The sequence below is a fragment of the Escherichia sp. MOD1-EC6475 genome, from assembly GCF_003046645.1.
Classification (GTDB): domain Bacteria; phylum Pseudomonadota; class Gammaproteobacteria; order Enterobacterales; family Enterobacteriaceae; genus Escherichia; species Escherichia ruysiae.
Window position 1 is genome coordinate 12,274 of sequence record NZ_PZKQ01000028.1, and the last position, 22,926, is coordinate 35,199.

16 protein-coding genes are annotated in these 22,926 nt (G+C 51.7%); 14 read left to right on the plus strand and 2 right to left on the minus strand.

Annotation, left to right across the window (positions count from 1 at the left end; genetic code table 11):
* Positions 1-91: 91 nt before the first annotated feature.
* Positions 92-1,837: a gamma-glutamyltransferase gene (gene ggt, locus A7589_RS09965; RefSeq protein ID WP_000595055.1), complete on the plus strand. Its 1,746-nt coding sequence runs from the start codon at positions 92-94 to the stop codon at positions 1,835-1,837.
* 60 nt (positions 1,838-1,897) lie between these two features.
* Here ggt and yhhY read toward each other — a convergent pair whose 3' ends face one another.
* Positions 1,898-2,386, minus strand: coding sequence for an N-acetyltransferase (yhhY, locus tag A7589_RS09970; RefSeq protein ID WP_010353668.1), 489 nt, complete (start codon positions 2,384-2,386; stop codon positions 1,898-1,900).
* A 458-nt stretch (positions 2,387-2,844) separates the two neighbouring features.
* Between yhhY and A7589_RS09975 the strand changes: the two genes are divergently transcribed.
* The 7 genes from A7589_RS09975 (at position 2,845) to A7589_RS10005 (ending at position 11,238) form a co-directional block, all read left to right on the plus strand.
* Complete coding sequence (locus A7589_RS09975; protein ID WP_000996651.1) at positions 2,845-3,882, plus strand: oxidoreductase; 1,038 nt, start codon at positions 2,845-2,847, stop codon at positions 3,880-3,882.
* A gap of 122 nt (positions 3,883-4,004) precedes the next feature.
* Positions 4,005-4,700 (plus strand): quercetin 2,3-dioxygenase, encoded by a 696-nt coding sequence (yhhW, locus tag A7589_RS09980; protein WP_000639809.1) that lies wholly within the window; start codon positions 4,005-4,007, stop codon positions 4,698-4,700.
* A gap of 93 nt (positions 4,701-4,793) precedes the next feature.
* The gene (gntR, locus tag A7589_RS09985; RefSeq protein WP_000730250.1) at positions 4,794-5,789 is read left to right on the plus strand and encodes a gluconate operon transcriptional repressor GntR; all 996 of its coding nucleotides are present in this window, start codon (positions 4,794-4,796) and stop codon (positions 5,787-5,789) included.
* A gap of 138 nt (positions 5,790-5,927) precedes the next feature.
* Positions 5,928-6,455 (plus strand): gluconokinase, encoded by a 528-nt coding sequence (gene gntK / locus A7589_RS09990; protein ID WP_000108328.1) that lies wholly within the window; start codon positions 5,928-5,930, stop codon positions 6,453-6,455.
* Between the two features lie 3 nt (positions 6,456-6,458).
* Positions 6,459-7,799: a gluconate transporter gene (gene gntU / locus A7589_RS09995; RefSeq protein ID WP_000105942.1), complete on the plus strand. Its 1,341-nt coding sequence runs from the start codon at positions 6,459-6,461 to the stop codon at positions 7,797-7,799.
* A gap of 140 nt (positions 7,800-7,939) precedes the next feature.
* Positions 7,940-10,036: a RecQ family ATP-dependent DNA helicase gene (locus A7589_RS10000; protein ID WP_010353672.1), complete on the plus strand. Its 2,097-nt coding sequence runs from the start codon at positions 7,940-7,942 to the stop codon at positions 10,034-10,036.
* Complete coding sequence (locus A7589_RS10005) at positions 9,943-11,238, plus strand: DNA-processing protein DprA (protein ID WP_010353673.1); 1,296 nt, start codon at positions 9,943-9,945, stop codon at positions 11,236-11,238. The genes A7589_RS10000 and A7589_RS10005 overlap by 94 nt, the downstream gene beginning before the upstream one ends.
* A 45-nt stretch (positions 11,239-11,283) precedes the next feature.
* Here the strand turns inward: A7589_RS10005 and yhgN are convergent, their stop codons facing one another.
* Positions 11,284-11,877, minus strand: a complete 594-nt coding sequence (gene yhgN, locus A7589_RS10010) for an NAAT family transporter YhgN (RefSeq protein WP_001002547.1) — start codon at positions 11,875-11,877, stop codon at positions 11,284-11,286.
* A gap of 192 nt (positions 11,878-12,069) precedes the next feature.
* Here yhgN and asd point away from each other — a divergent pair, with 192 nt between their 5' ends.
* From asd to glgP, 6 genes are all read left to right on the plus strand, one after another.
* Positions 12,070-13,173 carry an aspartate-semialdehyde dehydrogenase gene (gene asd / locus A7589_RS10015; protein WP_000799967.1) on the plus strand — a complete coding sequence of 368 codons (1,104 nt, stop codon included), beginning with the start codon at positions 12,070-12,072 and terminating at the stop codon, positions 13,171-13,173.
* A gap of 271 nt (positions 13,174-13,444) precedes the next feature.
* The gene (gene glgB, locus A7589_RS10020) at positions 13,445-15,628 is read left to right on the plus strand and encodes a 1,4-alpha-glucan branching enzyme (RefSeq protein WP_000116222.1); all 2,184 of its coding nucleotides are present in this window, start codon (positions 13,445-13,447) and stop codon (positions 15,626-15,628) included.
* Positions 15,628-17,601 carry a glycogen debranching protein GlgX gene (gene glgX / locus A7589_RS10025; RefSeq protein ID WP_000192584.1) on the plus strand — a complete coding sequence of 658 codons (1,974 nt, stop codon included), beginning with the start codon at positions 15,628-15,630 and terminating at the stop codon, positions 17,599-17,601. Before glgB ends, glgX begins: the two co-directional genes overlap by 1 nt.
* A gap of 17 nt (positions 17,602-17,618) precedes the next feature.
* Positions 17,619-18,914 carry a glucose-1-phosphate adenylyltransferase gene (glgC, locus tag A7589_RS10030; RefSeq protein ID WP_000624234.1) on the plus strand — a complete coding sequence of 432 codons (1,296 nt, stop codon included), beginning with the start codon at positions 17,619-17,621 and terminating at the stop codon, positions 18,912-18,914.
* On the plus strand, positions 18,914-20,347 hold the full coding sequence (gene glgA, locus A7589_RS10035) for a glycogen synthase GlgA (RefSeq protein WP_001197630.1): 1,434 nt from the start codon (positions 18,914-18,916) through the stop codon (positions 20,345-20,347). Before glgC ends, glgA begins: the two co-directional genes overlap by 1 nt.
* A gap of 18 nt (positions 20,348-20,365) precedes the next feature.
* Complete coding sequence (gene glgP, locus A7589_RS10040) at positions 20,366-22,813, plus strand: glycogen phosphorylase (RefSeq protein WP_000993436.1); 2,448 nt, start codon at positions 20,366-20,368, stop codon at positions 22,811-22,813.
* The last annotated feature ends 113 nt before the right edge of the window (positions 22,814-22,926 follow it).

Genomic DNA, 22,926 nt, shown 5'->3' on the forward strand with positions numbered 1-22,926 from the left:
AGTTTACTCGCTTCCCGGCAAAACGATGATTAATTCAGAGTTATATACCAGGCTTAGCTGGGGTTGCCCCACACATAACTGGAGAATAACGATGATAAAACCGACGTTTTTACGCCGGGCGGCGATTACAGCTTTGCTTTCAGGATGTTGTTTTAGTGCGGCAGCCGCGCCACCTGCGCCGCCGCCTGTCTCGTATGGCGTGGAGGAAGATGTCTTTCATCCGGTACGCGCGAAGCAGGGGATGGTGGCGTCTGTAGATGCTACTGCCACTCAGGTGGGGGTGGATATCCTTAAAGAAGGTGGTAATGCCGTTGATGCCGCCGTGGCGGTGGGATATGCGCTGGCGGTAACGCATCCGCAGGCAGGGAATCTGGGCGGCGGCGGTTTTATGCTGATCCGCACTAAAGATGGAAATACGACTTCTATTGATTTCCGTGAGATGGCACCCGCCAAAGCAACCCGCGATATGTTCCTCGATGATCAGGGCAACCCGGACAGCAAAAAATCACTCACTTCGCATCTGGCCTCAGGAACGCCTGGCACGGTCGCAGGCTTCTCGCTGGCGCTGGAGACGTACGGCACCATGCCGCTGAACAAAGTGGTGCAACCGGCGTTTAAACTGGCGCGCGATGGTTTTATCGTTAACGACGCGCTGGCCGACGATCTCAAAACTTACGGCAGTGAAGTGCTGCCGAATCACGAAAACAGCAAGGCTATCTTCTGGAAAGAGGGCGAACCGCTGAAAAAGGGCGACAAACTGGTGCAGGCGAACCTGGCAAAGAGCCTGGAGATGATTGCCGAAAACGGCCCGGACGAATTCTACAAAGGCACGATAGCTGAGCAGATCGCCCAGGAGATGCAGAAAAACGGCGGCCTGGTAAGCAAAGAAGATTTAGCGGCGTATAAAGCGGTGGAACGCACACCGATTAGCGGCGATTATCGCGGGTATCAGGTTTACTCCATGCCACCGCCATCCTCCGGCGGGATTCATATCGTGCAGATTCTGAATATCCTGGAAAACTTCGATATGAAGAAATATGGCTTTGGCAGCGCCGATGCGATGCAAATCATGGCAGAAGCTGAGAAATACGCCTACGCCGACCGCTCGGAATATCTTGGCGACCCGGATTTTGTCAAAGTGCCGTGGCAGGCGCTGACCAATAAAGCCTATGCCAAATCCATTGCCGATCAAATTGATATCAATAAAGCGAAGCCGTCCAGCGAAATTCGCCCAGGCAAACTTGCGCCTTATGAGAGTAATCAAACAACCCATTACTCAGTGGTGGATAAAGACGGTAACGCGGTGGCGGTGACCTATACGCTGAATACCACTTTCGGTACGGGGATTGTCGCGGGTGAGAGCGGTATTCTGCTTAACAATCAGATGGATGATTTCTCAGCCAAACCAGGTGTACCGAACGTTTACGGGCTGGTAGGCGGCGATGCCAACGCCGTCGGGCCAAACAAACGCCCGCTGTCGTCGATGTCACCAACGATTGTGGTGAAAGACGGTAAAACCTGGCTGGTTACCGGTAGCCCAGGAGGTAGCCGGATTATCACCACCGTGCTGCAAATGGTAGTGAACAGCATCGATTATGGAATGAACGTCGCCGAAGCGACCAATGCGCCGCGTTTCCATCATCAGTGGTTGCCGGACGAGCTGCGAGTCGAGAAAGGATTTAGCCCGGATACACTCAAGCTGCTGGAAGCAAAAGGTCAGAAAGTGGCGCTGAAAGAGGCGATGGGCAGCACACAAAGCATTATGGTTGGGCCGGAGGGTGAGTTATACGGCGCATCCGACCCGCGCTCGGTGGATGATTTAACAGCGGGGTATTAATATCTTAAGCCCTCTCCCGGTAGGTGAGGGCTTAAATGACAAACTTAGATTGCAAATTCTTTATTTCACCCGCGCCATAAAATACGCATCGACATATTCGCCATTTCGCAACGCGTACTTTTTACCAGTTCCTTCAATCTCAAAACCGTGTTTTTTATAGACCTTAATTGCCGGGGCGTTATCGACAAACACGGTTAGTTCAATGCGATCTACCCGCAGCCAGTTGTCGCACATCTCAATCATCTCTCGCATCAGGGCGCTGGCGACGCCGCGATTGTGCCAGCGGGAGTCGACGCAGATACCAAAATCGGCAACATGACTGCGGCGCGGGCGTTGCTGCACGTCAATGGTGAGATGACCCACGACGGTTCCATCAATACAGGCGACTAACTGTTTGATGCCGGGACGATCGGCGAGTCGCTCCTGCCACAGATGATCGGAAGGATGAGGCACCTGTAGCGTGTTGTAATACACCTCCGGCTGGGCGTGAATTTGCCGAATGGCCTCGTAATCGCGCGTTTCAGCGTGGCGTATCACTATCTCACTCATTCCTCTGTCCTCTTTGGGGTAAATGTCCCTTTCAACATCATTGACTTTCAAATACGAGTCAAATGCATTTTTTTGCAAAAAGTGTTGGACAAGTGCGAATGAGAATGATTATTATTGTCTCGCGATCAGGAAGACCCTCGCGGAGAACCTGAAAGCACGACATTGCTCACATTGCTTCCAGTATTACTTAGCCAGCCGGGTGCTGGCTTTTTTTTTGCTTGTCATTTTGTCCAAGGGGAATGTTCCTCGTGTTGAGACAAATGCAAAATCGCCTGATGCGCTACGCTTATCAGCCTACAAACCTGTGCCCGAACCGTAGGTTGGATAAGGCGTTCACGCCGCATCCGGCATGATCAAAGTGCACTTTGCCAACAATCTGACGTACTGAAGCACAGGCATAGGAACCACGTCCGCTTTGCGTTAAGGTGTAACTAACCACCTTAAAAAAGGACGAAATCATGGCCATCAACTGCGCCTTTATTGGCTTCGGCAAAAGCACCACCCGTTACCATCTGCCGTATGTACTTAACCGCAAGGATAGCTGGCATGTCGCGCATATTTTCCGCCGCCATGCGAAGCCGGAAGAACAGGCTCCTGTCTACTCGCATATCCATTTCACCAGCGATCTCGACGAAGTATTAAACGATCCTGACGTTAAGCTGGTTATCGTCTGCACTCACGCTGACAGCCACTTCGAGTACGCGAAGCGTGCGCTGGAAGCCGGGAAAAATGTGCTGGTCGAAAAACCGTTCACCCCGACGCTTGCGCAGGCGAAAGAGCTGTTTGCGCTGGCAAAAAGCAAAGGGCTGACCGTCACGCCGTATCAGAATCGCCGCTTTGACTCCTGCTTCCTGACGGCGAAAAAAGCGATTGAAAGCGGCAAGCTGGGAGAGATTGTCGAAGTGGAAAGCCATTTTGACTACTACCGCCCGGTGGCAGAAACCAAACCTGGACTGCCGCAGGATGGCGCATTTTATGGCCTTGGCGTGCATACCCTCGACCAGATTATCTCGCTGTTCGGTCGCCCGGATCATGTGGCTTACGACATTCGCAGCCTGCGTAATAAAGCCAACCCGGATGACACCTTCGAAGCGCAGCTGTTTTATGGTGATTTGAAAGCCATCGTCAAAACCAGCCATCTGGTGAAAATCGATTATCCGAAATTTATCGTTCACGGTAAGAAAGGTACATTTATTAAATACGGCATCGACCAGCAGGAAACCAGCCTGAAGGCTAATATTATGCCGGGCGAACCGGGATTCGCAGCGGATGATTCGGTCGGTGTGCTGGAGTATGTCAATGACGAGGGCGTGACGGTAAGAGAAGAGATGAAGCCGGAGGTGGGCGACTACGGACGCGTATATGATGCGCTGTATCAAACCATCACTACCGGTGCACCAAATTACGTCAAGGAATCTGAAGTTCTTACTAATCTGGAAATCCTTGAGCGTGGTTTTGAACAAGCTTCTCCCTCTACAGTGACTCTCGCGAAGTAAGTTTGATGGCTCCTCGAATAGTTCAATTTTTTTGAACAGAGGGGTCAATTTTCACCCTCTATCATCCCAGGCGGATCGGGTCCACACTAAGCCCATCGAAAACATTCAGGGGGTGAATACAAATGATCTACTTACGCAAAGCAAATGAACGTGGTCATGCGAATCATGGCTGGCTGGACTCCTGGCACACTTTCTCTTTTGCCAACTATTACGATCCGAATTTTATGGGCTTCTCCGCGCTGCGTGTCATTAACGACGACGTGATTGAAGCAGGGCAGGGTTTCGGCACTCACCCACATAAAGATATGGAAATTTTGACCTACGTGCTGGAAGGTACTGTTGAGCATCAGGACAGCATGGGCAATAAAGAGCAGGTTCCGGCGGGCGAGTTCCAGATTATGAGTGCGGGTACGGGTATTCGTCACTCAGAGTACAACCCAAGCAGCACCGAGCGTCTGCATCTGTATCAGATCTGGATCATGCCAGAAGAAAACGGCATTACGCCGCGTTATGAACAGCGTCGCTTTGATGCCGTGCAGGGCAAACAACTGGTGCTCTCGCCGGATGCGCGTGATGGTTCGTTGAAAGTGCATCAGGATATGGAACTGTATCGCTGGGCGCTGCTGAAAGATGAACAGTCTGTGCATCAGATTGCCGCTGAACGCCGCGTCTGGATCCAGGTAGTGAAAGGCAATGTCACCATTAACGGTGTAAAAGCCTCGACCAGTGATGGTCTGGCAATCTGGGATGAGCAGGCAATCTCCATCCACGCCGATAGCGACAGTGAAATTCTGCTGTTCGATTTGCCGCCAGTCTAAATTTATCTCACAAACCTTCCTGAGGAATCAGGAAGGTTGTGATGCGTCCGTGGTAAACTAAAGGAATCTATCCCTTTTGTACCCTTCAGGACGATGAAAAAGAAAAGACCCGTACTTCAGGATGTGGCTGACCGTGTAGGCGTGACCAAAATGACGGTCAGCCGTTTTTTACGCAACCCGGAGCAGGTCTCCGTCGCCTTACGTGGCAAGATTGCCGCCGCTCTTGATGAACTGGGTTATATTCCCAACCGCGCGCCCGATATCCTCTCAAATGCCACCAGCCGGGCAATTGGCGTCCTGTTACCTTCTCTCACCAACCAGGTTTTCGCGGAAGTATTACGCGGCATCGAAAGCGTTACCGACGCGCACGGTTATCAGACTATGCTGGCGCACTACGGTTATAAACCGGAAATGGAACAAGAGCGCCTCGAATCAATGCTCTCATGGAATATCGACGGGCTGATCCTCACCGAACGAACCCACACGCCGCGCACCTTAAAGATGATTGAAGTGGCAGGTATTCCAGTGGTGGAGCTGATGGACAGTAAATCTCCGTGCCTCGATATCGCCGTCGGTTTTGATAACTTTGAAGCGGCACGCCAGATGACCACCGCCATTATTGCTCGCGGGCATCGTCACATTGCCTATCTCGGCGCACGTCTCGACGAACGTACTATCATCAAACAGAAGGGATACGAACAGGCGATGCTGGATGCCGGCCTGGTGCCATATAGCGTGATGGTTGAACAATCTTCTTCTTACTCTTCAGGTATTGAACTGATTCGCCAGGCGCGGAGGGAATATCCGCAGTTAGATGGCGTATTCTGTACCAACGATGACCTGGCTGTCGGCGCAGCGTTTGAATGTCAGCGTCTGGGGCTGAAAATTCCTGATGATATGGCAATTGCCGGTTTCCACGGCCACGATATTGGTCAGGTGATGGAGCCACGGCTGGCGAGCGTGCTGACGCCGCGTGAGCGGATGGGCAGCATTGGCGCTGAACGCCTGCTGGCGCGTATTCGTGGCGAAGCAGTGACACCGAAAATGTTAGATTTAGGTTTCACCTTGTCACCGGGCGGATCTATTTAAGCTCACAAATTTGAAGTAGCTCACACTTATACACTTAAGGCACGGATGGATATTGCTTCTGATTTTGTCCGGCTGGACAATGTTACCGATAACAGTTACCCGTAACATTTTTAATTCTTGTATTGTGGGGGCACCACTTTGAGCACGACTAACCATGATCACCACATTTACGTCTTGATGGGCGTATCGGGCAGCGGCAAATCTGCGGTCGCCAGTGAAGTGGCGCATCAACTTCATGCCGCGTTTCTTGATGGCGATTTCCTCCATCCGCGTCGCAATATCGAAAAAATGGCGTCCGGTGAACCGCTGAATGATGACGATCGCAAACCGTGGTTACAGGCGCTGAACGACGCCGCGTTTGCCATGCAGCGTACCAATAAAGTGTCGCTGATCGTCTGTTCCGCACTGAAAAAGCACTATCGCGACCTGCTGCGCGCGGGTAATCCGAATCTCTCTTTCATCTACCTGAAAGGCGATTTTGATGTAATTGAAAGCCGTCTGAAAGCGCGTAAAGGCCATTTCTTTAAAACCCAAATGCTGGTGACGCAGTTTGAAACGCTGCAAGAACCGGGTGCGGACGAAACCGATGTACTGGTGGTGGATATCGATCAACCGCTGGAAGGTGTTGTGGCAAGCACCATTGAGGTTATTAAAAAAGGCAAATAAGTAGTGAGTACATTAACGCTTGTTTTAACAGCAGTAGGGTCTGTTTTACTGCTGCTGTTTTTAGTCATGAAAGCGCGTATGCACGCTTTCCTGGCTTTGATGGTGGTGTCTATGGGGGCTGGCCTTTTTTCCGGTATGCCGCTCGATAAAATCGCAGCGACGATGGAAAAAGGGATGGGAGGCACCCTCGGCTTCCTGGCGGTGGTTGTCGCTCTGGGAGCCATGTTTGGCAAGATCTTACATGAAACCGGCGCAGTCGATCAGATTGCCGTCAAAATGCTCAAATCCTTCGGTCACAGCCGCGCGCATTATGCCATTGGCCTTGCGGGGCTGGTTTGTGCGCTACCGCTGTTCTTTGAAGTGGCGATTGTTCTGCTGATTAGCGTTGCTTTCTCAATGGCGCGCCATACCGGCACGAACCTGGTGAAACTGGTTATCCCGTTATTCGCCGGCGTGGCGGCAGCGGCGGCGTTCTTATTGCCGGGGCCAGCGCCAATGCTGCTGGCATCGCAGATGAACGCCGACTTTGGCTGGATGATCCTGATCGGTCTGTGTGCGGCAATTCCGGGAATGATTATTGCCGGGCCGCTGTGGGGTAATTTCATCAGCCGCTACGTGGAACTGCATATTCCTGACGACATCAGCGAACCACATCTCGGCGAAGGCAAAATGCCATCTTTCGGATTCAGCCTGTCGCTGATCCTGTTGCCGCTGGTGCTGGTAGGTCTTAAAACCATTGCCGCGCGTTTTGTGCCGGAAGGCTCTACCGCTTACGAATGGTTCGAGTTTATCGGTCATCCGTTTACCGCGATTCTGGTTGCTTGTCTGGTGGCGATTTATGGTCTGGCGATGCGTCAGGGTATGCCGAAAGACAAAGTGATGGAGATTTGCGGTCACGCGCTGCAACCGGCGGGGATCATTCTGCTGGTAATTGGTGCGGGTGGCGTGTTCAAACAGGTGCTGGTTGATTCTGGCGTAGGTCCGGCACTAGGCGAAGCGTTAACCGGGATGGGGCTGCCGATTGCGATTACCTGCTTCGTGCTGGCCGCTGCAGTGCGCATCATTCAGGGTTCTGCAACGGTTGCCTGCTTAACGGCGGTAGGGCTGGTGATGCCGGTTATTGAACAACTGAACTACTCTGGTGCGCAAATGGCGGCGCTGTCGATTTGTATCGCTGGTGGTTCGATTGTTGTCAGCCACGTTAACGACGCCGGTTTCTGGTTGTTCGGTAAATTTACCGGCGCGACCGAAGCCGAAACGCTGAAAACCTGGACCATGATGGAAACCATCCTCGGCACTGTCGGTGCTATCGTCGGGATGATTGCGTTCCAGCTGTTGAGTTAATTACCGCGACAAATTACTGCGAGCTTGCTCGCAGTAATTCATTTCTCTTTTTTCCTCTCTTCATCTTTTTGATCTCTCTCGCAAAAATACTGGCTCATTATCCGTTCTAATCACTGCGTTAACGGACGCAGGAGAAGATGATGGAGAAACACGGAGCTGAATTGCTGTTACAGCGGATGTTAAGTAACACCACCGCTACCTTCAGGGAAGGGCAATGGGAAGCTATAGATGCGGTGGTTAATCAGCGGCGAAAACTGCTGGTTGTACAGCGCACTGGCTGGGGGAAAAGCGCCGTGTACTTCATCGCCAGTAAAATCTTCCGCGATCGCGGCGCTGGCCCGACAATTATCATCTCTCCTTTGCTTGCCCTGATGCGTAACCAGGTTGCCGCCGCTGAACGGTTAGGTATTACGGCTGAAACGTTGAATTCTACAAACAGGGAAGAATGGCAGCGCATTAGCGATAATTTGCTGCAAGGTGAGGTCGATTGCTTGCTGGTTTCCCCGGAACGTTTGGCAAACCAGGACTTTATCGAAACGGTTTTATATCCTATAGCCGATCGTATTGGCTTGCTTGTGGTCGACGAGGCGCACTGCATCTCTGATTGGGGCCACGATTTTCGCCCGGATTACCGACGTATATTAGATATTTTGCGCCAGTTGCCTGCGAATACCCCTGTTCTGGGTACAACCGCGACAGCGAATAACCGTGTCGTTGAGGATATCCGTCAGCAATTGGGTGACATTGTGATTCAGCGTGGAACGCTGGCTCGCGAAAGTTTGGCGCTTGATGCCTTAGTCTTAGGTGAACAGTCATCCCGTCTGGCATGGTTAGCGACGGTTATCCCTCAGTTTTCCAAATCGGGAATTGTTTATACCCTGACTACGCGCGATGCCGAACTTGTCGCCGAGTGGTTAAGGAAAAATGGTATCAGTGCATTTGCGTACTACAGCGGCGTGACTTGTGAAGGCGCGAAAGATTCTAATACTGCCAGGGAATATCTGGAGCAGGCACTGCTGGCAAATAAAATCAAAGTGCTGGTCGCGACGACGGCATTAGGTATGGGGTTTGATAAACCTGATTTAGGTTTCGTCATTCATTATCAGATGCCGGGGTCGATTGTTGGTTACTACCAACAGGTGGGGCGTGCCGGGCGTGCTATAGATTCCGCAGTTGGCATATTGCTTTGTGGTGGCGAAGACCGCGCTATTCATCAATTCTTCCGTGAAAGCGCCTTTCCTGCGGAGGCACAAATTCATGAAATACTCAACGTACTTAGCGAGAATGACGGTCTTACTCTACGAGGCATTGAACAACGGACGAATCTCCGTTATGGGCAAATAGAAAAAGCACTGAAATTATTGGTAGCTGAAAATCCATCGCCTGTGGTGTATACCGAGAAATTATGGCGCAGAACTATCGTCAGTTTTTCTCCTGACCATGAACGAATTAACCATTTGATGAATCAGAGAAAAAGTGAACTGGCAGACGTTGAAAGCTATATCACGACTAAGGAGTGCAAAATGCAATTTCTGCGCCGCGCACTCGATGAGCCAAGTGCCGAACGTTGTGGTAAATGTAGCAGTTGTCTTCAGCATCCGTTGTTGTCGCCCGACATTGATAGCGGCTTACTCCATGCAGCAAATTTATTTATTAAACACGCTGACCTGCCATTAAATCTCAATAAACAGGTGGCATCTGGGGCTTTTACGCAATACGGATTTAAAGGGAACTTACCTGCGGATTTACAAGGATCTACGGGGCGAATCCTTTCTCGTTGGGGGGATTCCGGGTGGGGAAAGCAGGTCGCACAGGAGAAAAAAATGGGGCGCTTCAGTGATGAGCTGGTGGAGGCATGTGCGGAAATGGTTCGCCAACGCTGGAATCCACATCCTGAACCAACCTGGGTATGCTGCGTTCCTTCATTAAGGCACCTCGACCTGGTTCCTGATTTTGCCCGGCGACTGGCGGCGAAACTTGGCTTACCTTTTATTGATGCCATTGACAAAGTCGTGGACAATCCACCACAGAAAATACAGCAAAACCGTTTTCACCAGTGTCAAAATCTCGACGGGGCGTTTGTGATTACCCCTCCTTTGATGCCAGGCCCGGCGTTGCTGGTTGACGATATCGTGGATTCTGCATGGACGCTGACAGTTCTGACAGCACTGTTACGCCAGGCAGGTTGCCCGACGGTTTATCCTCTTGCCCTTGCTTCTACCTCGGTAAAAAATTGATGAATCTTTCAGCCAATGCACAAGCGACTCTCCTGCTAACCAGCGATTTTTCTCGCGCGGCGGCGAGTGAGCATAAACCTCTTAGCAATAGTGAATGGGGGAAGTTTGCATTATGGCTGAAGCACCAACGTATCAGTCCCGCCGATCTTCTGGTGTCGCAACCGCAAGAGAAACTTACAGGCTGGAGCGATCCGCGTATTTCTCAGGAGCGTATTCTTGGCTTGCTGGCGCGCGGTCATAGTCTGGCGTTGGCGGTAGATAAGTGGCAACGCGCTGGTTTATGGATCTTAACCCGAGGCGATGCCGATTATCCCGTTCGCTTGAAAAACCGATTGCGAACGGATGCCCCTCCCGTTTTATTTGGCTGCGGGAATAAAGCATTACTGCAAGCGGAAGGTATGGCGATTGTTGGCTCACGAGATGCTCCGACTGCCGATTTGCGCTATACCCAACAACTGGCAGCGAAACTGGCTCAACAGAGGATTTGCGTTATCTCTGGTGGTGCGCGAGGTATTGATGAATGTGCAATGACGTCGGCACTAGAGGCAGGGGGAACGGCCGTTGGCGTATTAGCTGATAGCTTGTTAAAAACGAGCACGTTAGTGAAATGGCGTGAAGGGCTTATAGCAGGCAATCTGGTGTTGATTTCGCCGTTTTACCCAGAAGTACGTTTCACCGTCGGCAATGCGATGGCGCGGAATAAATATATTTATTGCCTTGCGGAAAGCGCAATGGTTGTGCGTGCGGGAATGACCGGTGGAACGATAACCGGGGCGATGGAGGCATTAAAACATCAGTGGCTGCCTGTCCTGGTTAAACCAAATCAGGATGAGCAATCAGCCAATTCACGATTAGTAGAAAATGGGGCGTCATGGAGTGCTGAACAGGCTGAAAATGTGACGATCAGACTGCCAGACGTTCCTGGGCTGATGTATGACAGAGTACGCCGTAACGCTCAACCAGAACTGTTTTCACTGCATGAAGATGACGCAAATTACGCAGGAATGCCCGCGCATACGCCTGTCGATTTTTATCAACTCTTTGTAGCGGAACTGGCGATCCTTGCAAAGGAATCGATAAGTATTGAAAGGCTGGCGTCTTGTACTGGTTTAACCATCGAACAAGCTAGCGTATGGCTGAATCGCGCAGAAGAAGAGGGAAGAGTTATCCGATTGGGCGAAGGTCATTATCAGTTCAGGTAATAAAACAGGTGCCGCGTCAGGTTGTGTGCAGCACCTGTTTGAACCTTACCCCTTCATCCACATCCGAACGCCGTCGAGGAACATCTGGGTTGCCATCATCACCAGAATCAATCCCATCAGGCGTTCCAGCGCATTCACCCCTTTCTCGCCCAGCAGACGTAAAAACAGCGATGACTGTAGCAGGATGACAAATGTGCCGCCCCAGGCCAGCAGCAGGGCAATCACCAGATGCCCCATCTGATTCGGGTACTGATGAGACAGCAACATCAGCGTGGCGAGAATTGTCGGCCCGGCGACCAGTGGAATGGCTAATGGCACGATAAACGGCTCTTCACCAGCCGGAAGCCCGCTGCTGTTTCCCGAGGCGCTGGGGAAAATCATCTTAATGGCGATCAGAAACAGAATGATGCCGCCAGAAATGGAGACGGTTTCCGCCCGTAGGCTAAGAAATGCCAGAATTTTCTCACCCGCAAACAGGAACACCAGCATCACCAGGAGAGCAATAAGCAACTCTCGCACCATGATTGCCCGACGTCTTTTCGGTTCAGTATGTTTCAGTACGGACATAAAAATAGGTAGGTTTCCGAGCGGATCCATAATCAAGATCAATAAAACTGCTGCAGAAATGATTTCATTCATAACTCAAGTTCCCTGATAATTGCGTTGGACTTTCTGCGTGCTATGAAAGCAGGATAAGTCGCATTACTGATTGCTTCGCTATCATTGATTAATTTCACTTGCGACTTTGGCTGCTTTTTGTATGGTGAAAGATGTGCCACGAGGACACCGGCACATATATACAGCACACATCTTTGCAGGAAAAAAACGCTTATGAAAAATGTTGGTTTTATCGGCTGGCGCGGTATGGTCGGCTCCGTTCTCATGCAACGCATGGTTGAAGAGCGCGACTTCGACGCCATTCGCCCTGTCTTCTTTTCGACTTCCCAGCCTGGTCAGGCTGCACCGTCCTTTGGCGGTACTACCGGCACACTTCAGGATGCCTTTGATCTGGAGGCGCTGCAGGCCCTCGATATCATCGTAACCTGTCAGGGCGGCGATTATACCAACGAAATCTATCCAAAGCTCCGTGAGAACGGGTGGCAAGGTTACTGGATTGACGCAGCATCGTCTCTGCGCATGAAAGACGACGCCATTATCATCCTTGACCCGGTCAATCAGGACGTCATTACTGACGGATTAAATAAAGGCATCAGGACTTTTGTTGGCGGTAACTGTACCGTAAGCCTGATGTTGATGTCGTTAGGCGGTTTATTCGCCAATGATCTTGTTGATTGGGTTTCCGTTGCAACCTACCAGGCGGCTTCCGGCGGTGGTGCGCGACATATGCGGGAGTTGTTAACCCAGATGGGCCAACTGTATGGCCATGTGGCGGATGAACTCGCAACCCCGTCCTCTGCTATTCTCAATATTGAACGCAAAGTCACGACCTTAACCCGCAGCGGCGAGTTGCCGGTGGATAACTTTGGTGTTCCGCTGGCGGGTAGCCTGATTCCGTGGATCGACAAACAGCTTGATAACGGTCAGAGCCGCGAAGAATGGAAAGGGCAGGCGGAAACCAACAAGATCCTCAACACATCTTCTGTGATTCCGGTAGATGGTTTATGCGTGCGCGTCGGGGCATTGCGCTGCCATAGTCAGGCATTCACCATCAAATTGAAAAAAGATGTATCTATTCCGACCGTGGAAGAACTGCTGGCGGCTCACAACCCGTGGGCGAAAGTCGTACCAAACGATCGGGAAATCACTATGCGTGAGCTAACCCCAGCAGCCGTTACTGGCACGCTGACCACGCCGGTAGGCCGCCTGCGTAAGCTGAATATGGGACCAGAATTTCTGTCAGCCTTTACCGTAGGTGACCAGTTGCTGTGGGGCGCAGCGGAGCCGCTGCGCCGGATGCTTCGTCAACTGGCGTAATCTTTATTCATTAAATCTGGGGCGCAATGCCGCCCCTTTTAGTGCGTAATACAGGAGTAAGCGCAGATGTTTCATGATTTACCGGGAGTTAGATAGAGCATTGGCTATTCTTTAAGGGTGGCAGAATACATGAGTATTCACTGCCTTACCTGAAGGGAGGACGACGCAGAGAGGATGCACAGAGTGCTGCGTCGTTCAGGTCAAAAAAATGTCACAACCAGATGTCAAAAATCAGTTGGATGGGGTGACACAATAAAACAGGAAGACAAGCATGTCCGTTCGTATCGATAGAGACGTGATAAACGCGCTAATTGCAGGCCATTTTGCAGACCCATTTTCCGTACTGGGAATGCATAAAACTACAGCAGGACTGGAAGTCCGCGCCCTTTTACCTGACGCCACCGATGTGTGGGTGATTGAACCAAAAACCGGACGCAAAGTCGCTAAACTGGAGTGTCTCGACTCTCGTGGATTCTTCAGCGGCGTCATTCCACGACGTAAGAATTTTTTCCGCTATCAGTTGGCTGTTGTCTGGCATGGTCAGCAGAATCTGATTGATGACCCTTACCGTTTTGGCCCTTTAATCCAGGAAATGGATGCCTGGCTGTTATCTGAAGGTACTCACCTGCGCCCGTACGAAACCTTAGGCGCACACGCAGATACCATGGATGGCGTTACCGGCACGCGTTTTTCTGTCTGGGCACCCAATGCCCGCCGAGTCTCGGTTGTTGGGCAATTCAACTACTGGGATGGTCGTCGTCATCCGATGCGCCTGCGTAAAGAGAGTGGCATCTGGGAACTGTTTATCCCTGGCGCGCATAACGGTCAGCTCTATAAATACGAAATGATTGATGCCAATGGCAATCTGCGTTTGAAGTCTGATCCTTATGCCTTTGAAGCACAGATGCGTCCGGAAACCGCTTCCCTTATTTGCGGACTGCCTGAAAAGGTCGTGCAGACCGAAGAGCGCAAAAAAGCGAATCAGTTTGATGCGCCAATCTCTATCTATGAAGTTCACCTGGGTTCCTGGCGTCGTCACACCGACAACAACTTCTGGTTAAGCTACCGCGAGCTGGCTGATCAACTGGTGCCTTACGCTAAATGGATGGGCTTTACCCATCTCGAACTGCTGCCAATTAACGAACATCCATTCGATGGTAGTTGGGGCTATCAACCGACGGGGCTGTACGCGCCAACTCGCCGTTTTGGTACTCGCGATGACTTCCGCTATTTCATTGATGCCGCACATGCAGCCGGTTTGAACATCATTCTTGACTGGGTGCCGGGGCACTTCCCGACTGATGACTTTGCGCTTGCCGAATTTGACGGAACAAATCTGTATGAACACAGCGATCCCCGTGAAGGCTACCATCAGGACTGGAATACCCTGATTTACAACTATGGGCGTCGTGAAGTCAGTAATTTCCTCGTCGGCAACGCGCTGTACTGGATTGAACGTTTTGGTATTGATGCGCTGCGTGTCGATGCGGTGGCTTCGATGATTTATCGCGACTACAGCCGTAAAGAGGGCGAGTGGATCCCCAACGAGTTTGGTGGGCGCGAGAATCTGGAAGCGATTGAATTTTTACGCAATACCAACCGTATTATCGGTGAGCAAGTTCCTGGCGCGGTAACAATGGCGGAGGAGTCTACCGACTTCCCTGGTGTTTCTCGTCCGCAGGATATCGGCGGCCTGGGCTTCTGGTACAAGTGGAACCTCGGCTGGATGCACGACACCCTGGACTACATGAAGCTCGACCCGGTTTATCGTCAATACCATCACGATAAACTCACCTTCGGGATGCTCTACAACTACACTGAAAACTTCGTCCTGCCGTTGTCGCACGACGAAGTGGTGCACGGCAAAAAATCGATTCTCGACAGAATGCCGGGCGATGCATGGCAGAAGTTTGCCAATCTGCGAGCCTACTATGCCTGGATGTGGGCGTTTCCGGGCAAAAAACTGCTGTTCATGGGTAATGAATTTGCTCAGGGGCGCGAGTGGAACCACGACGCCAGCCTTGACTGGCACCTGCTGGAAGGCGGCGACAACTGGCACCACGGTGTCCAGCGTCTGGTGCGCGATCTGAACCACACTTATCGCTATCACAAGGCATTGCACGAGCTGGATTTTGACGCGTATGGCTTTGAATGGCTGGTGGTGGATGACCATGAACGTTCGGTGCTGATTTTTGTTCGCCGTGATAAAGAGGGTAATGAAATTATCGTTGCCAGTAACTTTACGCCGGTGCCGCGCCATGATTATCGCTTTGGCATTAATCAGCCGGGTAAATGGCGTGAAATCCTCAATACTGATTCCATGCACTATCACGGTAGCAATACCGGTAATGGCGGCGCGGTACACAGTGATGAGATCGCCAGCCACGGTCGCCAGCATTCATTAAGCCTTACGCTACCGCCGCTGGCCACTATCTGGCTGGTTCGGGAGGGATAATGACACAACTTGCCATTGGCAATCCCGCTCCTCTTGGCGCGCATTACGACGGTCAGGGCGTTAACTTCACGCTCTTCTCCGCTCATGCTGAACGGGTAGAGCTGTGTGTGTTTGACGCTCAGGGCATCGAACATCGGTATGATTTGCCAGGACGAAGTGGTGACATCTGGCACGGTTATCTGCCGGATGCGCGCCCGGGTTTGCGTTATGGTTACCGTGTTCATGGCCCATGGCAACCCGCCATGGGGCATCGCTTTAACCCGGCGAAGTTGTTGATTGATCCTTGCGCGCGGCAAATTGTCGGGGAATTTAAAGATAACCCGCTGCTGCACGCCGGGCATAGTGATCCTGACTATCGTGACAACGCTGCTATTGCGCCGAAATGCGTAGTGGTCGTGGATCACTATGACTGGGAAGATGATGCCCCGCCGCGTACGTCGTGGGGCAGTACCATCATTTATGAAGCCCATGTCAAGGGCTTAACCTACTTGCATCCGGAGATCCCGGTCGAGATCCGTGGAACCTATAAAGCCTTGGGGCATCCGGTGATGATCAACTATTTAAAACAGTTGGGCATTACCGCACTGGAACTGCTGCCGATCGCGCAATTTGCCAGTGAGCCACGCTTGCAACGTATGGGGTTGAGTAACTACTGGGGTTACAACCCGGTGGCGCTGTTTGCACTGCATCCGGCGTATGCATGCTCGCCCGACACGGCGTTGGATGAGTTCCGCGATGCAGTCAAAGCCCTGCACAAAGCGGGCATTGAGGTCATCCTCGATATCGTTCTCAACCACAGTGCGGAACTGGATCTCGACGGCCCGTTATTCTCCCTGCGCGGGATCGATAACCGTAGCTATTATTGGATAAGAGAAGACGGCGATTATCACAACTGGACCGGTTGCGGCAATACGCTCAATTTGAGCCATCCAGCTGTGGTGGAGTACGCCAGCGCCTGTCTACGCTATTGGGTGGAAACTTGTCATGTTGATGGCTTCCGCTTCGATCTCGCTACTGTCATGGGGCGAACGCCGGAGTTTCGTCAGGATGCGCCTCTGTTTACGGCTATTCAGAATTGCCCGGTACTTTCGCAAGTGAAGCTGATTGCCGAACCGTGGGATATCGCGCCCGGTGGCTATCAGGTGGGGAATTTCCCGCCGCTGTTTGCCGAGTGGAACGATCATTTCCGCGATGCTGCCCGGCGCTTCTGGCTGCACTATAACCTGTCGCTGGGGGAGTTTGCCGGACGCTTTGCCGCTTCCAGTGATGTTTTTAAACGTAATGGCCGTCTGCCGAGTGCTGCGATTAATCTGGTCACGGCGCATGATGGTTTTACGCTTCGCGACTGCGTTTGTTTTAACCATAAACACAATGAAGCAAACGGAGAAGAAAATCGCGACGGAACCAACAACAATTACAGTAACAATCATGGTAAAGAAGGGTTAGGCGGTACTCTTGATCTGGTTGAACGGCGGCGCGACAGCATTCACGCCCTGTTAACAACGTTGTTGCTCTCCCAGGGTACGCCGATGTTACTGGCCGGTGACGAACACGGTCACAGCCAGCATGGCAATAACAATGCTTACTGTCAGGATAACCAACTAACGTGGTTGGACTGGTCGCAAGCAAGCAGTGGCTTAACCGCGTTTACCGCCGCGTTAATCCATCTGCGCAAGCGCATTCCTGCTTTGGCAGAGGATCGCTGGTGGGAAGAAGGCGACGGCAATGTCCGTTGGCTGAATCGATATGCTCAATCTTTAAGCTCGGATGAGTGGCAGAACGGGCCAAAGCAGCTGCAAATTTTGCTTTCGGATCGTTTCTTGATCGCAATAAACGCCACGCTTGAGGTAACAGAGATTGTTTTACCTGCTGGGGAGTGGCGTGCCATTCCCCCATTCGCTGGAGAGGATAACCCAGTGATTACGGCTGTCTGGCCGGGACCTGCACACGGACTGTGTGTGTTCCAGAGATGATAAAAAAGGAGTTAGTCATGATTAGTTTAGAGAAGAACGATCACTTAATGTTGGCGCGCCAGCTGCCATTGAAGTCTGTTGCCCTGATTCTGGCGGGGGGACGCGGTACTCGCCTGAAGGATTTAACCAATAAACGAGCAAAGCCTGCCGTACACTTCGGCGGCAAGTTCCGTATTATCGACTTTGCACTGTCCAACTGTATCAACTCCGGTATCCGTCGTATGGGCGTGATCACCCAGTACCAGTCTCACACTCTGGTACAGCATATTCAGCGCGGCTGGTCGTTCTTCAATGAAGAAATGAACGAGTTTGTCGATCTGCTGCCAGCGCAGCAGAGAATGAAAGGGGAGAACTGGTATCGCGGTACGGCAGATGCCGTTACCCAAAACCTCGACATTATCCGCCGTTATAAAGCGGAGTACGTAGTGATCCTGGCGGGTGACCATATCTACAAGCAAGACTACTCGCGTATGCTTATCGACCACGTCGAAAAAGGCGCACGTTGCACCGTTGCTTGTATGCCTGTACCGATTGAAGAAGCCTCTGCATTTGGCGTTATGGCGGTTGATGGAAACGATAAAATTATCGAATTTGTTGAAAAACCGGCTAACCCGCCGTCAATGCCAAACGATCCGAGCAAATCTTTAGCGAGTATGGGGATCTACGTCTTTGATGCAGAGTACCTGTATGAATTGCTGGAAGAAGACGATCGTGATGAAAACTCCAGCCACGACTTTGGTAAGGATTTGATTCCAAAAATTACCGAAGCAGGCCTCGCCTATGCGCATCCATTCCCGCTCTCTTGTGTACAGTCCGACCCGGACGCCGAGCCGTACTGGCGTGATGTTGGGACACTGGAGGCTTACTGGAAAGCGAACCTGGATCTGGCTTCTGTCGTGCCGGAACTGGATATGTACGATCGCAACTGGCCGATTCGCACCTACAATGAATCATTGCCGCCAGCGAAATTCGTTCAGGATCGCTCCGGTAGCCATGGGATGACCCTTAACTCACTGGTTTCCGGCGGTTGTGTGATCTCTGGTTCGGTGGTGGTGCAGTCCGTTCTGTTCTCACGCGTTCGCGTGAATTCATTCTGCAACATTGATTCCGCCGTATTGCTGCCGGAAGTATGGGTAGGTCGCTCGTGCCGTCTGCGTCGCTGCGTCATTGACCGCGCTTGTGTCATTCCGGAAGGAATGGTGATTGGTGAGGATGCAGAAGAGGATGCACGTCGTTTCTATCGTTCAGAAGAAGGCATTGTGCTGGTTACGCGCGAAATGCTACGGAAGTTAGGGTATAAACAGGAGCGATAATGCAGGTTTTACATGTATGTTCAGAGATGTTCCCGCTGCTTAAAACCGGCGGTCTGGCTGATGTTATTGGGGCATTACCCGCAGCACAAATCGCAGACGGCGTTGACGCTCGCGTACTGTTGCCTGCATTTCCCGATATTCGCCGTGGCGTGACCGATGCGAAGGTGGTATCTCGCCGTGATACCTTTGCCGGACATTTCACGCTGCTGTTTGGGCATTACAACGGGGTTGGTATTTACCTGATTGATGCACCGCATCTCTACGATCGTCCCGGAAGCCCGTATCACGATACCAACTTATTTGCTTACACCGACAACGTATTGCGTTTTGCACTGCTCGGGTGGGTTGGAGCGGAGATGGCAAGCGGCCTTGACCCATTCTGGCGCCCCGATGTTGTGCACGCGCACGACTGGCATGCGGGTCTTGCGCCTGCGTATCTGGCGGCACACGGGCGTCCGGCGAAGTCGGTGTTTACTGTGCACAACCTGGCCTATCAAGGCATGTTTTATGCACATCACATGAATGACATCCAATTGCCATGGTCATTCTTTAATGTTCACGGGCTGGAATTCAACGGACAAATCTCTTTCCTGAAGGCCGGTCTGTACTATGCCGATCACATTACGGCGGTCAGTCCAACCTACGCTCGCGAGATCACCGAACCGCAGTTTGCCTACGGTATGGAAGGTCTGTTGCAACAGCGTCACCGTGAAGGGCGTCTTTCAGGCGTACTGAACGGCGTGGACGAGAAAATCTGGAGTCCAGAGACGGACTTACTGTTGGCCTCGCGCTACACCCGCGATACGTTGGAAGATAAAGCGGAAAATAAGCGCCAGTTACAAATCGCAATGGGGCTTAAGGTTGACGATAAAGTGCCGCTTTTTGCAGTGGTGAGCCGTCTGACCAGCCAGAAAGGTCTCGACCTGGTGCTGGAAGCCTTACCGGGTCTTCTGGAGCAGGGCGGGCAGCTGGCGCTACTCGGCGCGGGCGATCCGGTGCTGCAGGAAGGTTTCCTTGCGGCGGCAGCGGAATACCCCGGCCAGGTGGGCGTTCAGATTGGCTATCACGAAGCATTTTCGCATCGCATTATGGGCGGCGCGGACGTCATTCTGGTGCCCAGCCGTTTTGAACCGTGCGGCTTAACGCAACTTTATGGATTGAAGTACGGTACGCTGCCGTTAGTGCGGCGCACCGGTGGGCTTGCTGATACGGTTTCTGACTGTTCTCTTGAGAACCTTGCAGATGGCGTCGCCAGTGGGTTTGTCTTTGAAGATAGTAATGCCTGGTCGCTGTTACGGGCTATTCGACGTGCTTTTGTACTGTGGTCCCGTCCTTCACTGTGGCGGTTTGTGCAACGTCAGGCTATGGCAATGGATTTTAGCTGGCAGGTCGCGGCGAAGTCGTACCGTGAGCTTTACTATCGCTTGAAATAGTTTTCAGGAAACGCCTATATGAATGCTCCGTTTACATATTCATCGCCCACGCTTAGCGTAGAAGCTCTTAAGCACTCTATCGCTTACAAGCTGATGTTTACGATTGGAAAGGATCCGGTCGTCGCCAATAAACATGAATGGCTGAACGCAACGTTATTTGCTGTGCGCGATCGTCTCGTGGAGCGCTGGTTACGCTCGAATCGTGCCCAGCTGTCGCAAGAAACTCGCCAGGTTTACTACCTGTCGATGGAGTTTTTGATTGGTCGTACTCTCTCTAACGCCATGCTGTCGTTAGGTATTTATGACGATGTCCAGGGTGCGCTGGAGTCGATGGGATTAAATCTCGAAGAGTTGATTGATGAAGAAAATGACCCTGGTCTCGGTAATGGTGGCCTGGGGCGTCTGGCGGCCTGCTTCCTGGATTCGCTGGCGACTTTAGGATTGCCAGGGCGTGGTTACGGCATCCGTTATGACTACGGTATGTTCAAACAGAACATCGTTAACGGCAGTCAGAAAGAGTCTCCGGACTACTGGCTGGAGTACGGCAATCCGTGGGAATTTAAACGCCACAATACGCGCTACAAAGTGCGTTTTGGCGGACGTATTCAGCAAGAAGGTAAGAAAACGCGCTGGATTGAAACCGAAGAAATTCTGGCCGTGGCTTACGACCAAATTATCCCAGGTTATGATACTGACGCGACCAACACTTTGCGTCTGTGGAGTGCACAAGCCAGTAGCGAAATTAATCTTGGTAAATTTAACCAGGGGGACTACTTCGCGGCAGTGGAAGATAAAAACCACTCTGAGAACGTATCCCGCGTGCTGTACCCGGATGACTCCACCTATTCCGGACGTGAACTGCGTTTGCGTCAGGAATATTTCCTGGTATCTTCGACCATTCAGGACATTTTAAGTCGCCATTATCAGTTGCATAAAACCTACGATAATCTGGCGGATAAAATCGCGATTCACCTCAACGACACCCATCCGGTGCTGTCGATTCCTGAGCTGATGCGTCTGCTGATCGATGAGCACAAATTTAGCTGGGACGACGCTTTTGAAGTGTGCTGCGAGGTCTTCTCCTACACCAACCACACGCTGATGAGCGAGGCGCTGGAAACCTGGCCGGTCGATATGCTGGGTAAAATTCTGCCGCGCCATTTGCAGATTATCTTTGAAATCAACGACTATTTCCTGAAAACCTTGCAGGAGCAGTATCCGAACGATACCGACCTGCTGGGACGGGCGTCGATCATTGATGAATCGAATGGGCGTCGTGTGCGCATGGCCTGGCTGGCTGTTGTGGTCAGCCACAAAGTTAACGGCGTATCGGAGCTGCACTCTAATCTGATGGTGCAATCGCTGTTTGCTGACTTTGCGAAGATCTTCCCTGGACGTTTCACCAACGTTACCAACGGTGTGACCCCGCGTCGCTGGCTGGCGGTGGCGAATCCGTCGCTTTCAGGCGTGCTGGATCAACACCTCGGTCGTAACTGGCGTACCGATCTGAGTCAATTAAACGAGTTGCAACAGCATTGTGATTTTCCGATGGTCAATCATGCAGTTCATCAGGCGAAACTGGAGAACAAAAAGCGTCTGGCGGAGTACATCGCCCAACAATTGAATGTGGTAGTGAATCCGAAGGCGCTGTTTGATGTGCAAATCAAACGTATTCACGAATACAAACGTCAATTGATGAATGTGTTGCACGTGATCACCCGCTATAACCGCATCAAGGCCGATCCAGATGCGAAGTGGGTTCCACGAGTGAATATCTTTGGCGGTAAGGCGGCTTCGGCCTATTACATGGCGAAGCACATTATCCATTTGATCAATGACGTAGCGAAAGTGATCAACAACGATCCACAGATTGGCGATAAGCTGAAAGTGGTGTTTATCCCGAACTACAGCGTCAGCCTGGCGCAGCTGATCATTCCGGCAGCCGATCTTTCCGAACAAATATCGCTGGCGGGTACGGAAGCCTCCGGCACCAGCAACATGAAGTTTGCACTTAACGGCGCACTGACTATCGGTACGCTGGACGGTGCGAATGTTGAGATGCTGGATCATGTCGGTGCGGACAATATCTTTATCTTTGGTAACACTGCGGAAGAAGTGGAAGAGCTGCGTCGTCAGGGCTACAAACCGCGTGAATACTACGAGAAAGATGAAGAGCTGCATCAGGTGCTGACGCAAATCGGCAGCGGTGTGTTTAGTCCGGAAGAGCCGGGTCGCTACCGCGATCTGGTTGATTCGCTGATCAACTTTGGCGATCACTACCAGGTGCTGGCGGATTATCGCAGCTATGTCGATTGTCAGGATAAAGTTGACGAACTGTACGAGCGTCCAGAAGAGTGGACAGCCAAAGCGATGCTGAACATCGCAAATATGGGCTATTTCTCTTCTGACCGGACTATCAAAGAGTACGCCGATCTTATCTGGCATATTGATCCGGTGAGATTGTAATTTCGCCAAAAATAGAACGGGGCCAAAAGGTCCCGTTTTTTTTTGCCTTTATTTCGGAAAAGTGTCCAGCGGGGGGAAGGATACTGGAGGAGTATAATTTCGCCATTCAGAAA

Excerpts from the sequence above, each read along its gene's own strand:
- ggt (WP_000595055.1), top strand. The coding sequence starts at position 92 with ATGATAAAACCGACGTTTTTACGCCGGGCGGCGATTACAGCTTTGCTT.
- yhhY (WP_010353668.1), bottom strand. The coding sequence starts at position 2,386 with ATGAGTGAGATAGTGATACGCCACGCTGAAACGCGCGATTACGAGGCC.
- A7589_RS09975 (WP_000996651.1), top strand. The coding sequence starts at position 2,845 with ATGGCCATCAACTGCGCCTTTATTGGCTTCGGCAAAAGCACCACCCGT.
- yhhW (WP_000639809.1), top strand. The coding sequence starts at position 4,005 with ATGATCTACTTACGCAAAGCAAATGAACGTGGTCATGCGAATCATGGC.
- gntR (WP_000730250.1), top strand. The coding sequence starts at position 4,794 with ATGAAAAAGAAAAGACCCGTACTTCAGGATGTGGCTGACCGTGTAGGC.
- A7589_RS10000 (WP_010353672.1), top strand. The coding sequence starts at position 7,940 with ATGGAGAAACACGGAGCTGAATTGCTGTTACAGCGGATGTTAAGTAAC.
- A7589_RS10005 (WP_010353673.1), top strand. The coding sequence starts at position 9,943 with ATGGACGCTGACAGTTCTGACAGCACTGTTACGCCAGGCAGGTTGCCC.
- yhgN (WP_001002547.1), bottom strand. The coding sequence starts at position 11,877 with ATGAATGAAATCATTTCTGCAGCAGTTTTATTGATCTTGATTATGGAT.
- asd (WP_000799967.1), top strand. The coding sequence starts at position 12,070 with ATGAAAAATGTTGGTTTTATCGGCTGGCGCGGTATGGTCGGCTCCGTT.
- glgB (WP_000116222.1), top strand. The coding sequence starts at position 13,445 with ATGTCCGTTCGTATCGATAGAGACGTGATAAACGCGCTAATTGCAGGC.
- glgX (WP_000192584.1), top strand. The coding sequence starts at position 15,628 with ATGACACAACTTGCCATTGGCAATCCCGCTCCTCTTGGCGCGCATTAC.
- glgC (WP_000624234.1), top strand. The coding sequence starts at position 17,619 with ATGATTAGTTTAGAGAAGAACGATCACTTAATGTTGGCGCGCCAGCTG.
- glgA (WP_001197630.1), top strand. The coding sequence starts at position 18,914 with ATGCAGGTTTTACATGTATGTTCAGAGATGTTCCCGCTGCTTAAAACC.
- glgP (WP_000993436.1), top strand. The coding sequence starts at position 20,366 with ATGAATGCTCCGTTTACATATTCATCGCCCACGCTTAGCGTAGAAGCT.